Annotated in this window: 14 protein-coding genes, 1 pseudogene and 1 other annotated feature; of the genes and pseudogenes, 2 read left to right on the top strand and 13 right to left on the bottom strand. The window is 33.6% G+C overall.

The window, feature by feature from the left end:
- Nucleotides 1-221 precede the first annotated feature (221 nt).
- The 8 genes from ACQKP0_RS20600 to ACQKP0_RS20565 all read right to left on the bottom strand — a co-directional run bounded on the left by ACQKP0_RS20600 (nucleotide 222) and on the right by ACQKP0_RS20565 (nucleotide 8,078).
- Nucleotides 222-569 (bottom strand): flagellar protein FliT, encoded by a 348-nt coding sequence (locus ACQKP0_RS20600; protein ID WP_427407719.1) that lies wholly within the window; start codon nucleotides 567-569, stop codon nucleotides 222-224.
- Entirely contained in the window at nucleotides 569-973 is a 405-nt protein-coding gene (gene fliS, locus ACQKP0_RS20595) for a flagellar export chaperone FliS (protein ID WP_427407718.1), read from the bottom strand. Before fliS ends, ACQKP0_RS20600 begins: the two co-directional genes overlap by 1 nt.
- 24 nt (nucleotides 974-997) lie before the next feature.
- Nucleotides 998-3,178 (bottom strand): flagellar filament capping protein FliD, encoded by a 2,181-nt coding sequence (gene fliD, locus ACQKP0_RS20590; protein WP_427407717.1) that lies wholly within the window; start codon nucleotides 3,176-3,178, stop codon nucleotides 998-1,000.
- 446 nt (nucleotides 3,179-3,624) lie between these two features.
- Entirely contained in the window at nucleotides 3,625-3,972 is a 348-nt protein-coding gene (locus ACQKP0_RS20585; protein WP_427407716.1) for a cupin domain-containing protein, read from the bottom strand.
- Between the two features lie 53 nt (nucleotides 3,973-4,025).
- Complete coding sequence (locus tag ACQKP0_RS20580) at nucleotides 4,026-4,856, bottom strand: energy-coupling factor transporter transmembrane component T family protein (RefSeq protein WP_427407715.1); 831 nt, start codon at nucleotides 4,854-4,856, stop codon at nucleotides 4,026-4,028.
- A complete protein-coding gene (locus tag ACQKP0_RS20575; protein WP_427407714.1) occupies nucleotides 4,847-6,556 on the bottom strand; it encodes an ABC transporter ATP-binding protein in 1,710 nt (569 codons plus the stop codon). Before ACQKP0_RS20575 ends, ACQKP0_RS20580 begins: the two co-directional genes overlap by 10 nt.
- Before the next feature lie 61 nt (nucleotides 6,557-6,617).
- Nucleotides 6,618-7,175: an ECF-type riboflavin transporter substrate-binding protein gene (locus ACQKP0_RS20570; protein WP_427407713.1), complete on the bottom strand. Its 558-nt coding sequence runs from the start codon at nucleotides 7,173-7,175 to the stop codon at nucleotides 6,618-6,620.
- A gap of 45 nt (nucleotides 7,176-7,220) precedes the next feature.
- The gene (locus ACQKP0_RS20565; RefSeq protein ID WP_427407712.1) at nucleotides 7,221-8,078 is read right to left on the bottom strand and encodes an SAM hydrolase/SAM-dependent halogenase family protein; all 858 of its coding nucleotides are present in this window, start codon (nucleotides 8,076-8,078) and stop codon (nucleotides 7,221-7,223) included.
- Nucleotides 8,079-8,145: 67 nt separating this feature from the next.
- Nucleotides 8,146-8,423: a binding site (T-box leader), on the bottom strand.
- A 389-nt stretch (nucleotides 8,424-8,812) separates the two neighbouring features.
- Here ACQKP0_RS20565 and ACQKP0_RS20560 point away from each other — a divergent pair.
- Nucleotides 8,813-9,247: a VOC family protein gene (locus ACQKP0_RS20560; RefSeq protein WP_427407711.1), complete on the top strand. Its 435-nt coding sequence runs from the start codon at nucleotides 8,813-8,815 to the stop codon at nucleotides 9,245-9,247.
- A gap of 212 nt (nucleotides 9,248-9,459) precedes the next feature.
- Nucleotides 9,460-9,687 carry a hypothetical protein gene (locus ACQKP0_RS20555; RefSeq protein ID WP_427407710.1) on the top strand — a complete coding sequence of 76 codons (228 nt, stop codon included), beginning with the start codon at nucleotides 9,460-9,462 and terminating at the stop codon, nucleotides 9,685-9,687.
- A gap of 883 nt (nucleotides 9,688-10,570) precedes the next feature.
- Here ACQKP0_RS20555 and ACQKP0_RS20550 read toward each other — a convergent pair.
- From ACQKP0_RS20550 to fliB, 5 genes and pseudogenes are all read right to left on the bottom strand, one after another.
- The gene (locus tag ACQKP0_RS20550) at nucleotides 10,571-10,738 is read right to left on the bottom strand and encodes a transposase (RefSeq protein ID WP_427407777.1); all 168 of its coding nucleotides are present in this window, start codon (nucleotides 10,736-10,738) and stop codon (nucleotides 10,571-10,573) included.
- Nucleotides 10,739-10,753: 15 nt separating this feature from the next.
- A complete protein-coding gene (locus ACQKP0_RS20545; protein ID WP_427407709.1) occupies nucleotides 10,754-10,909 on the bottom strand; it encodes a hypothetical protein in 156 nt (51 codons plus the stop codon).
- 73 nt (nucleotides 10,910-10,982) lie between these two features.
- Entirely contained in the window at nucleotides 10,983-11,147 is a 165-nt protein-coding gene (locus ACQKP0_RS20540) for a helix-turn-helix domain-containing protein (protein ID WP_427407708.1), read from the bottom strand.
- 261 nt (nucleotides 11,148-11,408) lie between these two features.
- Nucleotides 11,409-11,894 (bottom strand): annotated as a pseudogene (tnpA, locus tag ACQKP0_RS20535) (IS200/IS605 family transposase).
- A gap of 272 nt (nucleotides 11,895-12,166) precedes the next feature.
- Nucleotides 12,167-13,396, bottom strand: a complete 1,230-nt coding sequence (fliB, locus tag ACQKP0_RS20530) for a flagellin lysine-N-methylase (RefSeq protein ID WP_427407707.1) — start codon at nucleotides 13,394-13,396, stop codon at nucleotides 12,167-12,169.
- Nucleotides 13,397-13,458 lie beyond the last annotated feature (62 nt).

The following is a 13,458-nucleotide window of genomic DNA, read 5'->3' as shown; positions in this document are numbered from 1 at the left end:
TAGGTATTTTGTCATCAATCTATTTTACCAAAGTAAAGCAGAAAATCAATATATTAAAGTATGAAAGATTTGTGGCAATTATCATTGGAGGAAAGATGAGATTGGGAGATATGATTATCATATGTTGGTATGCGATCTGATTTATATATTCGTCTTCTTTTAAGTCTAATCTAGAATTCATTTAAATTATACGAAAAATACCACCTGGTAGGTGGTATTTTCTATTTTCTTTTATCGTAAAAATATCCATCATTTTGAAGATTAGAATAAGGGTTTGCATATTGATTTAGTGACTTTTTCTTTTGATTGAGTCCGTTCATATCCTTTTGAATTTCTTGTTTTAAATTCATTAACAGCACATCTAATTGCTTACCAAGTAAGACTAAGCGATCACCCAAAAGCTGTTCTTCTTCCGAAAAAGGAGGTTTGATGTATTCTAACAGTTTCTCTCTTCTTTCGAGAAAATTTTCAACTTTTTCAATGGTAACATCACGCTCTTCTTCATTAGTTGCTTGTAATACTTCAATCATTTCTTCGGTTAGTTTAAAGCATTCTTGAATCGGTGTCATTATGCTTGTCCACCTTGAGTACCATATTGCTGCTTTCGATTCAATTGAATCACTTGCTTCCATGTATCACGAAATTCCGTAACAAATCCTTCTACCTCTTCAAGGATAGCAATGTCATTATTAATATTTGCCTGGATTAATTGACGGTGGATATAATCGTATAATGACATCATATTTTTAGAAACTTCTTGATCCATATTTAAGGTAACCATTAGTTCCTGAATGATATTTTGAGCTTTTAGGATATTTTGATTTTTTTCCTCAATATTCTTTTGCTTAATGGCTGTTTTCGCGAGATGTGTGAATTTCAAACAACCGTTGTAAAGCATTAATGTTAATTCCCCTGGTGAAGCAGTCGTTACAGAGTTATTTTGATATGTTTGATATGGATTACTCATTGCCATTTTGACCACTCCTTTCTTGTCAAATTATTGGCCGCTACTAAATTGTTGTAATAAATAGTTCATTTGGTTATTCGATTTTTGAATCGCTTGTTCCATCGCTGTAAACTGACGATAATAGCGGTCTTCAATTTGCTTTAAACGTGCCGTAAAGGAAGTAATCTTCTTGTCGACATCATCAAGATTTTTTCCAATTGTAAACTGTTGGTTTGTAGAATAAGCTTTCCCTGCACGGTCATTTAATTTATTGATCGTTGTAGAAACATCATCATATAATCGTTGAATGATCCCTTTTGAATCAGTTGAATCTCCTGTTCCTCTAAATAAATTTTCCACCGATGTCGGATCATTTTCTATTGCTTTTTTCAAAGCTGCTTCATCAATCTCAAGCTTACCACCCTCAAGATAGTTTGAAGTTGTTTTGATTCCGATTGCAGCCAATTGCTTATAAGCAGAAGCAACATCAGCATTGTTAACGGGCTGATACATAGACATCCTCATTTGTGAAAGAACACTTGAAAGGATCGGATCCCCTTTTAAGAGTCCACTTCTTGCTTTTTCCTCCCACAGCTCTTGCTGCTTATCTGAAAGCTGTTCACGTTGATCATCAGTTAACGGTGTGTATGTTCTGTATCGATCTTCAGTAATTTTTTTATTAATTGTATCTATTAATTTATTGTATTCATCTACGAATGCTTTGATATTATCGAAGACTTTGGATGAGTCATTTTTTATTGTAACACTCTCGGCTGTCTCAAAGGTCTTTTTCAGTGTAAAGGTAACACCGTTCATTTCGAACGTGTTAGATGTACGTTCAGTTTGGAGACCGTTGATTTCGAAAATTGCGTTTTCACCGCCGGTTTCTTTAGCTCCCTCGAATTTTAAAACTTTATTTATGAAGTCACCAGAAGTAAAAATTTCTTGGTCGCTTTCTGTGTAATTGGGATTTTCCGCAAGGTTCCCATCGCTATCAACAATATATTTAGAATTTCCATGAAAATTTCCAGTTTCTGTTCTTGTTAAAGTCATTTGATCGGTATGAGAATCATAAAACATCGTTACTCCCACATTGGAATTGTTGACTTTTGACATAACTTTATTTAAAGAATCTGTTCCTTCAATGAAAATATTTTCTGATACACCATCTGGGTATTTGGAAGTATAGGTTTCTATATTAAACTTTGAATAGTTTTGTTGATATTGGATTTCAACATCAAAAGTTAAATCTTCCTCTCCGTTCTCCTCTTTCGAATCAGCTAAATCTTTTAACATTGTTGAGAATTCATCATTAAACTTTATTTTTCCAGTCTGTTTATTTAAGGTACCTATAGATTTATTATCTTTGTCCAAGATTTCAGTTTCGCCATCTTTTGTTGTACCAAGCGTATAGTTTTCATTATTTATCTTTAAAGAAAAGACTGAATTTATGTCGCTTTCGTTATAATATATAGCACCATGACTTAGTTGAAATTCTTTTGTATCTGCTGTAATTTTTTTGTTTTCTACTTTTTTATCAGCTACATAATCAATTTTTACAGTACTACCTTTTTTAAGTGACATAAATGTTAAGGTAGCTTCTGTATTAGAATCTTTTGGTCCTTGGTCAAACAACACTTCATTATCTGCAAGTTGATCTTGAGTTTTCCCAGTAACAACTTTATATGTTTTTCCATCAACCTTTATATTCATTCCAGCACTTATTTTTACTGTTGCCCCATCTAATGAGAAAGAAACAATACCATCGTCAGAAGATACACTAATAGATTTGGATTCAACGACACCTTGTTCCCATGTCATACCTGATAGCTTTGATTCTTGACTCATTAAACTTGCATTTAAATCTACTTTGTTTTTAGGGTCATTGGATATTGAACCTGCATTAACCTTGGTTGCCGCTGTTGCCAATTGTTTTACTTTAGAAATTGTATACGAAGACATCGCTGCCCCACTCGTTGCAGTTGCTGTTAATAACGAATCATTCGTAGACACCGCACTTCGAACTCGGTATGAAGGCGTTAATTTCATATTCGTTAAAGTTGTTCGAAAGTTAAAAAGTAATGTATTTATTGAACGATAATCATCGCGCTGCCATTCGAGTGTTTGCTTTTTCTGTTTTAATTTATCTAATGGCATCCGCTCGACCTTCATTAAATCCTTTACCATTTGGTCGATATCCATGCCACTGGCCAATCCACTAATACGTACCATTTGGTTCACTCCTTTTAAAGCCTTTTATCTATTTTGGTTCCAGGAAATCAATTTTTAGTTCCTATATTTATAGTCATCTTTATTACAAAAATCCTTTAGATGGTCATATTATGTCAAATCAATTTGATGTATATTTTCCTAACATATATATCGGTATAGTTTTGTAAATGTTTAGAACGCAATGGATTATTTTTGTGGGGAAAGCATCTTTTTATAGGTGAAAAAACTATTCGTGCAATTCGACCGGGTTTTCGTGCAGTTCAGGTCAAAATTCACGCAGTTCGGATCACAATTCATGCAGTTTCGACAAAAATTCGTTCGGTTAGAACACAAATTTGTTTTTGTGTAATGAAAGTGCAAAAATTCCAGTCTCCTAAACAAAAATAAAAAAGCGAATGACCTACTATATAGGTTGTTCGCTTCTTTCAATCCTATCTTGGACAAGATTACTTACTAATATCTCCTTTTATATCATTAATCGACTTTTCAAAACATAAATTAACTGTCCTTTCATTTGAACGAGTTCGGTGCATTGTATTAGCAGGTACAGTAAATATTTCACCTGGTTTCAATGAAACCGTTTTATCATTTTCTAAGTCTATGAAAAGTTCCCCTTCTAATACATAAAATAATTCATCACAATCTTCGTGCTTATGCCAATGGAATTCTCCATTTATTACAGCTATTCTAAGAGCGTGGTCATTAACTTCGCTTACGATAAAGTTTGTGTAATCCTTTTGATCTTTTATTATTTCATGTAAGTTAAAAACTTCTAATTGTCCTTTTTTTTGCATCCTCTTTCTCCTTTTATCTATCTAAAGTTATTGTTTTGAGAGGTAAATAATAATCACAAAAACGGATTATAAAATCGACTTCCATCATGAAATGTAATCCACAATGAAACTACTAATACACAGACTCCTAAAAGAATTGTAATGTAATCCGCCCGTTTAAATGGTTTCGCACTGTACCAAGTGCGCTTTTTATTTTTTCCAAAGCCTCGTAATTCCATGGCATTGCTAATTACTTCAATACGATCCAAGCTTGAAAAAATTAATGGAATGATAATTGATGCTGCATTTTTTACCCGTTTAAAAAGCTTTTCTTTTTTCGATAAATCTATTCCACGTGCTTGTTGCGATTGGGCAATATTTCGGAAATCCCTTTGAATATCAGGAATATATCTTAGTGCAAGTGATACAGCATAAGCAATTTTATAATTTACCCCGATCTTATTTAAAGAAGCCGCGAACTCACTCGGATGAGTCGTTACGATAAAAAGCAGGGCAGCAGGAATCACAACAAAATATTTGAGTGTGATATTAAATTGATAAAATAGCTGTTCCGCGGTTATATTATATCGTCCAGCCAAATCAACGAGTACATGACTAGTTCCGTAAATTTCCACTCCTTCTTGAGGAGAAAAAATGTAAATAGCGATATTATTTAAAATTAAAAAGAGAATAATGAATAGCATAACAAATGCAATTTCCCGAAGCTGTACTTTAGAAACTATGAAAATAGTGATACTCAAAACCAATAAAAATAGTAGTACACGAGTATCATATGTAAGCATCGCAGCAGATGACCACATGATAAAGATGAGTAGCTTCGTGACACCTGACAGTTCATGGACGGGTGAAGTCCGTTTTATATATGAAAGCATCTCTACTGCCATGTTTTTCTTACCTCCTTATCGAAGGCAATAAATCGTGCAACAAATTCTTGCGGATCCGGAATATTGGTGCGTACAGCCAAGTCGTATAATGATGTTTCTTTTAGGTTTGCCTTTTCGATCACATCTTTATTTGAGAGAATACGAGAGGCAAAATCGTCTGCAATTATTTTTCCATCTGCAATCACAATTGCCCTCGGTGTGTATTCAAGCATTAAATGCATATCATGAGTTATCATTATAATGGTGACCCCTTGACAATTCAATTCCACTAAAAATTCCATAATTTCTGTATAATGACGGAAGTCTTGACCTGCTGTTGGTTCATCAAGGATTAAAATGTCAGGATTAAGCACTAATATCGACGCAATTGTTACCCGCTTCTTTTGGCCAAAGCTTAAAGCAGAAATCGGCCAATTTCGAAATGGATAAAGCCCGCAAATATGTAAGGTTTTCTCTACACGTTCTTTTATTTCGCTTTCAGGCACACCGCGCATGACAAGACCTAACGCGACTTCATCAAATATCATATGTTTAGAAATCATCTGATTCGGATTTTGCATAACCATCCCAATCCGTTCAGAGCTCTCACTAATTGTATCCTTTGTGATATCCTTCCCATCGAAAAGTATTCTTCCAGATTGAACTTTTTCAAAGCCACAAATCAATTTTGATAAGGTTGACTTTCCAGCACCATTTTTACCAACGATACTTATCATTTCCCCCTTCTCAACTGAAAAAGAAATACCATCTAATGTATTTTTTATTCCATATCCAAAGGAAACATTGTCCATTTCTAATATAGGAGTGGTTTTTTCCCGCGCTACAAATGGGTTTGCTGTTTCAAACCATTGCGTTAGTTTTTCTTTACATGCTTCGAGATCTAAAGTATCTAAATGTGCAGGGCGCATGTCCTTTGTAATAGAACAACCAGCGTATTTCAAGGCTTTTATATACAAGGGTTCTCGAATATAACTTGATTCTAATACTGTAGAAGCTAATAATTCGTCAGGAGTTGTATCACTAACAATCCTTCCCTCATCCATTACAATGATCCGATCTACATGACAATGTAAAACATCTTCCAAGCGATGCTCGATAATAATAACGGTTGTATCTGTTTCTTTTTGAATTTGATCAATCAATGAGATAGCATGCTTTCCAGTTGCCGGGTCAAGATTTGCCAGTGGTTCATCAAAAAGGAGGATGTCCACTTGATCGACCATTACTCCTCCAAGTGCTACTCGCTGCTTTTGTCCGCCGGATAACTGATGCAGGGAGGCTTCCAAGTATTCACTCAAATCGACCAATTTTGACACATCGACTACTTGTTTTACCATTGATTTCTGTGGTGTACAGTCATTTTCAAGGGCAAAGGCAATATCCTCACCTACGGAAAGACCGATAAATTGCCCATCCAGGTCCTGCAATACTGTTCCTACCATTTTCGATATTGAAAAAATATCTAAATCCTTTGATTCTTTATCCTTAATTTTCAAGCTGCCTGACATGTCACCTTTATAAGAGAAAGGAACAAGTCCATTCATACAATGGGCAAGTGTACTCTTCCCAGAACCAGACGGCCCGACAATTAATACTTTCTCACCTTCATAAATCGTTAAATCGATATTTAACAATGTTGGTTCAGCTTGACTACGGTATTTAAAGCTAAAATTTTCAAATTGAATAACCGGGTTTTTCATTGCTGTTCTCCTTAAAAAACTTTGCTTTTTTACAAAAGATGAAAAGTTTCAATCTATGATCTTAAACATCCTTCGTTAGACTTCCACTTTGGCTACGTGTTTTAGCATAGGTTATCAATAAAATCGTACCAATCACACCTACTGTTGCAATATTTAATCCCCCAGCAACTAGTCCTTGTAAATAAACCTTATTTGCAGGTTCTGCATAAATGAAAACATCTAAAGTAGGCGCAAGCAGAAACCAACCAATTCCTTGGGCAATGACTTGAACGATATTAAATGTAACAATTTGTTTCTTACGGAAAACACCGGATTCAATATCAATTTTTCTAGCAACTAATCCAATAATTAATCCAACGAATGATGATACAATCACCCAACTCCACCAAATACCTCCATAAAATACGGCATCCTTTAAAGCGTGACCAATTAAACCGATCAATGCCCCCGCAATTGGACCAAATATTACAGACATTAATGCTAGAAAAGGATAGGTTGTTTCAATTGTTGTATTTGGTATTCCAGTTGGTATTGATGCAAATCTTCCTAAAATAACGAAAACTGCTGCTCCGATTCCAATGGCAACGATGGTTTTAATTGATAATTGATTTCTCCTCATACTTTTGTCCCCCTTTTATATTAATTTTTCATAAATATTCGATTATTAATTATAGATGATTTTTGGTATTTTGCGAATAATTATTTTCCAATTCGCCCCCGTTGCGATATGATAGGCTTTTGCAAATGATCCTTGATTAATGGCAACACCTAATTTATCTAATGAATTCACAAAGAGTAGAGGCTCTCCTAATCGAGTATCAGCAAAACAGCGGCCAAATGTCATAATATTTTTATAAACTTGATGTGTATCATTTGCAATGGTTACTTCCACCGAATCTCCATATGAAATACCTGTATTAATGAATAATTCGCGGCTAATGTTAGTCCACAGGTTCCCAAAACGAACATCCAGAATATCGATTGTTCCCGTAATTACCCCTTGGTTAACCGTTGGCCCTGAATTTGGCAATTCAATTATTTCACTTACATCAAGCTTCGGACCTACCTCTTCAAATGAAATAACTCCTGTTGCTAACCTTGCACCTGTATATGCATAAACATCACGACCATGGAATGTGTACGATTCCCCGGACTTCGGAAGTCGATTGACTGTTTCATCAATTACACGGGCTTCAAGGATTCCAATGTCATTTTTAATATGGGTCAGCGTCCCATTATTAGGTGTCACAATATAATGATGATCTGCCGTTTTTACAACTACACTTAAACGATCAGAACCTACTCCAGGATCCACAACAGAAACAAACACTGTTTCTTCAGGCCAATACGTAATCGTTTGATATAGACGATAAGATCCCTCCCATATATTATATTGTGGAATGTCGTGAGTTAAATCAAAAATTCGTAGTGTTGGATCGACTGAAATTGCTACTCCATACATTGCACTAACGGCACCATCACTTGTACCAAAATCTGATTGAATCACTAAGTTTTTACTCATTTTGTTTTCCTCCTAATTTTCATTTATGATTCCATAAAAAACAAAAAACCACGCCATTATCAATTACGATAAGGACGTGGTTGAATCAACGTGGTACCACCTTACTTCACTGCATGCTCACACATACAGCCTCAACAAGTACATGAGTTTAAAATTGCAACTCTTTATACTGTGGTATGGATAACGAGTACCAAATCTCGTCGGAACCTACTAATATCATCAGATACGTTCAGTACGAAACTCAGAGGCCATTGTTCAGATTCTCATTTTTTACTTCTTTTCAGCTACCGAAGTTCTCTTTTGAAAAAATGGGTGAATCTTACTTTTTCTCTTCAATGTTTTTACTGTGATATAAAATTATGGTAGATAAATATTAATGCTATTATACTGAAAAGAATTTGATTGTGCAAGATTAATTTCGAAAAATTCGAATTGGGGGTAATAAATGAAATCTTATAAAGATTTGGATTGGATCTGACGCGAAGATTCTAGTATTTAAACCAATAGGAAGAAAAATAATAATCTAGCAATAGTTGAATGGCTTCCTGGTCATTATTGCTGTTGCAGTAAAATCGAAATCTCTTTTAAAAAATATGTTGCGAACAAACGTTCTTTGTTTTATAATTTTTCTATTGGTAATAATGTAATAAGGCTGATTTTGTGATTATTCTGCCTGACTATGTCATTATCAATAATAATAATAAATTCTAATGAAACCAAGGAGATGATGTATCATGACATTACGATTGATCCCCTACTTAGTAATGGATGGAAATGCAAAGGAAGCGATCCAATTCTATGAAAAAGCATTGGATGCTCAAGTTCTTTTTAGCCAATCTTTCGGAGAAATGCCAGAAAACCCCGAATTCCCTATACCTAAAGGGACAAAGGATCGTATAAGCCATGCTACATTAAAAATTGGTGAAACGGAACTCATGCTTTCCGATACGTTCCCGGGTCAGCCCCATCAAAGCGGAACACAAGTGACCATCTGCATTACAACAAATGAAAAAGAAAAAGCAACAAAATTTTATGAAGCATTGCAGGAAGGCGGTCAAGTGGGAATGCCACTTCAAGAAACTTTCTTTAGCCCTGCTTATGGTAGTGTGACGGATAAGTTTGGAGTTAACTTCCAAATTTTCACTGAAGGGGAACAAATGAATTTTTAATTATGTTGAACAATCGACCTGTTCGCATGTTGCGGGTGGGTCGTTTTTGTTTTTAATTAATACAGATTCTGACAAAGTCTTGATTATAACTGATAGTAGGATATAAATTTTTTAAATTTTTTTGATGTTTCTTCAAAATAACAATCAGTTTTTGCTTCCAGTAATCTGTAGCAATCTGTCTCCAACTAGGAGAAACATTTCTCTTTGTACTGGTGAAAAAACATAAAGGACAAATTGATGAACACGCTGTCGACCAACTTCTCCACAACTTGGAAACGAAAAAGGAAATTTCCCCAGTAAATGGCTGTGTGATCTCTTTAACTTATATCTTTAGTGAAAAAGCAATGACTCCAGTACCTGATGCTGGAATTAAACTAATTAATGAGATTGAGTTTTGCTACCAATTATCTGGGGATTCGTTCGTGAGAATGAATGGATGATTGAGATAATCTTTATATTTAGATAAAACAAATAAAAATAATAGTGAAAACATATTCTAAAACTTGAAATGATAAAAACTTAACAGGACTTAAATACAAACAAACTACAACATTATGCTATATATTGTTTAAAAAAAATTATTCAATAGAAAAATACTTACAAAACTAAAAATCACTAATGATATAAACATATCCCTGTCAAGTAGACAGTATTAATAATAACCCCCTTTCAGCTGCTTACAGGGTAGTTGGATGAGGGGCTACTGTCAGGGAAAACACTTGCAGCACCTCTTTATCCAACTGTATAATCTGTAAGCTGAAGAAGGAGCCAATGTATTCCTTTCGTCTTCTAAGCAACTTTAGAATTCCTGTACTACACAAGACTAAGGTTGCTGAAATATTTTTGAAAACGATCGTTATTATAAAAATAAATATATCGATTAATTACCTCAATTACCTCCTCTTCATTTTAAATAAATGAAGATACATAACCTCTGATTTTAAATGACCAAAAAAGTTCTCCATACTGGCGTTGTTTAAACAATTCCCTTTTCTAGACATACTTGGAGTACTCTTAAACTTCTTAAGAAGTTTGTGGTATTGTCGAGATGTGTATAGGAATCCTTGGTCACTGTGAAGAGCAACTTTACGCATATCTTGCTTTTTTTGGCCTCCTTTATTGTATTTACGACTAACTTTAAATCATTGGTATCACAAATCTTATAGGCACCAATATCACTATTATAGAAGTCTATTATTGCAGATAAATATAAACGTTTTTGATTAAACATCAGATAAGTAATATCTGTAGCCCACTTTTGATTTAGAACTGTTGCAGTAAACTCACGATTTAGGATATTAGAAACTACTATATTCTCTTTTCTTATTTTGTAATTTCCTCTTTTTCTTCTAACTTTAGCCTTATTTCAATTTCTTTCATTAGCAGGTATACTCTTTTGTAGTTTACCTTTATCCCATATTTACGTAAAAGCCAAATTTTAACACGGCAATATCCATAGATTCCATTTATTTCATTATAACACTCTACTATTAATCATTTTATTAACTAATCTTCTTGTTGTTTTGGCGTTTTAACATTTTTTAACTTTAACAATTTATAATGACCGCTTCTTGACACTCCAGCAAATTCACTAAGCAATTGTACTGGATAATCTACGGATAATTCCTTTATAATTTTAAATCGTACAGAGTTATCCTTCATTTTCACCTCCTTTAAAAAGCTTGTTACATTATTAAAAGCTCATCCTCCATTTTTAATATCTTATTTTCCCCTTCTAAAGACATTGGTCTGGTTTTTGGTCTGCCTTTAATAGGAAATTAGGCTTTCCTCGTCGATCGTCTAGACCGGTTTCACTCAAATCTTTATAATTTTTTACCCAACGACGTATATAGGAGTAGTTAGGTAAACCAAGTTCATTAGTAAGAGTTTTATTTCCCATTTCACCTTCAAATTATTTTTTTACAGCTTCAAGTTTGTACTCAAACGAATAGTTTATGATCTTTTGTCTTTTTTTAGCCAAAATAAATCCCTCCTATGTAGCAGTATGTTTTTTTTCAAACTGTCTACACTGAAGGGATAATATCAGATAACGGGTGGTTTTCTTTGCGGCTGAAAGCCTTTGTTGCTGACCAAACCCTAAAGCCTTCGAATGGTTCGCCAAGTGTACTGCTTTTACTGGGCATGACTCAAAGGCTTCAATTTACCTTCGTTTCTTTTTCTGTACATCTTCACCTGTGAACGGATCAATATATTCCATCATATTTAATTGTTCTGCGACTACATCATCTTGTAATTGATTTCGTATATATTCTTCTATTTACTTTTTTGTTTCTTCCAACTGTATCTACATAATATCCAGTACACCAAAATTTTCGATTGACGTATCTATATTTTAAATTTGCATGACGATCAAAAATCATTAGACTACTTTTTCCTTTTAAATATCCTACGAATGCCGACACACTTACTTTCGGTGGGTTACTCACAAGCATATGTACATGATCTTTACAAGCTGTTGCTTCAATTATCTCTACACCTTTTTTCTTTCACAAAGTGTGCGAAGAATTTACCCCAATGTCTTTTTTATTTTCCCATAAATTACTTGCTTTCTATATTTCGGGGCAAATACGATGTGATACTTAAAATTTCAAGTTGTGTGTGCTTAACTATTAGTTTCTTTTGATATTAAAACTCCTCCGTATGCTAATATTTTGGTTAGCAAACCAAAAATATTTTAGCACCAAGAGAAAGTTTTTTTAATACCACGGTGAAAGCTTTTAAGAACCCTAGGCCTAGCCTGGGGTTTTCTTTTCTATAATAAAAGAGGCGACGGAAATAAAAATTTCCATTGCCACAGTTCCTTTCGGATAAAGAATAGACTATATCTTTATTAAATGTTTACTGCCCCTTGCGATTGTGAAAACAATAAACTTAAATAACTAAGCAAAACTATTGTTACTAATTTTTGATTAACATAGACATATACGTCAAATTCATAATGTTATTTTCTTTTATTAAACCCAATATCTTTTCAAAATATGTGGGATTATGTTCAAACGTCTTAGAAAGGGATTGAACTAGTTTAATTACTAATTCAGTAGTTAGCCCCTTGTGATGATTTGCCATCCCAACTAAATGAAATTTAATTAAAGTGTAATGCAAGATCATTCGTGAGTAACTTTCAAATGGAGAAGAACAATCCATTGGTATACAATTTTTAAATAAGTAATTTACAAGGTAATTTTCCAGCATATACTCATGCTCTTTCATAAATGGCACATAATATTTCGTATAAGCATCCTCATAAGCTTCTTTGACTTCCTCATTTGTAGTTTTCGCTTCAATATTTAATCCTGACATCATATCTCTGGAACATTCCAAATACCTAGAAGAATTTATTCCTTGGTTCAAACGTACTACCACTAATTCTCTACATAGCCGGATTTTTATATCTAATCGATTAGAAACATTATTAAATGCATTTTTAAATGTATAATCTTCCACACATTTTAAATATTGCCCAAATAAATTAGGAATTTCATTTATATTATTTTTTTTTACGTATTCTTCTAGTTCATCATAAAGCATTCCTAACACTAACAAACGTTCTTCAAGAGTATAGTTCCTATTTTGTAAAATAAAAATAGTAATATAACGATACTCATTAAAAAGGTCTTTCCAATGTGTGATTTCGTCACTACTTGTATTAATTATACTTATAAGTTCTTTAATATTTACCTCTTTCTGACCCTGTTCAAATTCAATTCCACTCTCGTTCAGTAACACTAATCTAGTAGCTTCCGGACAGGATACAGTTAGAGATTGTTCGAATACTCGATTAACTATATTATTTCTTCTTGGATATGTAGCACATGTATTACATAAATAATCTTCTCCTAACTGCGATTGAATATCACACCAACCTTCCTTACTTAAAAAAGAACAACTCCCCTTTTCCAGTTTCATTTTCGCTACATTACTCTTAGTAGGATTAGAACGGTTTCGAATTATATTTTTTTCCAATCTAGATTTCATCTCGATTTTTTTAACTTTTTTATACTTTTTATATGTTTCTTCATCAATATTTACTCTCCATCCTGAACAGCAAGTATCTTCACATGCTGCACCAATACAAGAGAATTCTTTTATATATAATGGAATTAAAGTATCAACTACTTTTGTTGTCATTTATCCTTGCTCCCTTGATGTAGTGTAATCTTTCCAAAAAGAAAACCAATGGTATGTTTTTC

Origin of the sequence: Heyndrickxia sp. NPDC080065 (assembly GCF_050281185.1) — a bacterium.
In the GTDB taxonomy this organism is placed as follows: Bacteria; Bacillota; Bacilli; order Bacillales; family Bacillaceae_C; genus Heyndrickxia.
Note: the sequence above shows the minus strand (reverse complement) of the source record. Positions and strands in the feature narration are given on the sequence as shown.

Bases quoted from the DNA above. Each gene is read 5' to 3' on its own strand.
- ACQKP0_RS20600 (WP_427407719.1), bottom strand. From the start codon at position 569: ATGACACCGATTCAAGAATGCTTTAAACTAACCGAAGAAATGATTGAA.
- fliS (WP_427407718.1), bottom strand. From the start codon at position 973: ATGGCAATGAGTAATCCATATCAAACATATCAAAATAACTCTGTAACG.
- fliD (WP_427407717.1), bottom strand. From the start codon at position 3,178: ATGGTACGTATTAGTGGATTGGCCAGTGGCATGGATATCGACCAAATG.
- ACQKP0_RS20585 (WP_427407716.1), bottom strand. From the start codon at position 3,972: ATGCAAAAAAAAGGACAATTAGAAGTTTTTAACTTACATGAAATAATA.
- ACQKP0_RS20580 (WP_427407715.1), bottom strand. From the start codon at position 4,856: ATGGCAGTAGAGATGCTTTCATATATAAAACGGACTTCACCCGTCCAT.
- ACQKP0_RS20575 (WP_427407714.1), bottom strand. From the start codon at position 6,556: ATGAAAAACCCGGTTATTCAATTTGAAAATTTTAGCTTTAAATACCGT.
- ACQKP0_RS20570 (WP_427407713.1), bottom strand. From the start codon at position 7,175: ATGAGGAGAAATCAATTATCAATTAAAACCATCGTTGCCATTGGAATC.
- ACQKP0_RS20565 (WP_427407712.1), bottom strand. From the start codon at position 8,078: ATGAGTAAAAACTTAGTGATTCAATCAGATTTTGGTACAAGTGATGGT.
- ACQKP0_RS20560 (WP_427407711.1), top strand. From the start codon at position 8,813: ATGACATTACGATTGATCCCCTACTTAGTAATGGATGGAAATGCAAAG.
- ACQKP0_RS20545 (WP_427407709.1), bottom strand. From the start codon at position 10,909: ATGAAGGATAACTCTGTACGATTTAAAATTATAAAGGAATTATCCGTA.
- ACQKP0_RS20540 (WP_427407708.1), bottom strand. From the start codon at position 11,147: ATGGGAAATAAAACTCTTACTAATGAACTTGGTTTACCTAACTACTCC.
- fliB (WP_427407707.1), bottom strand. From the start codon at position 13,396: ATGACAACAAAAGTAGTTGATACTTTAATTCCATTATATATAAAAGAA.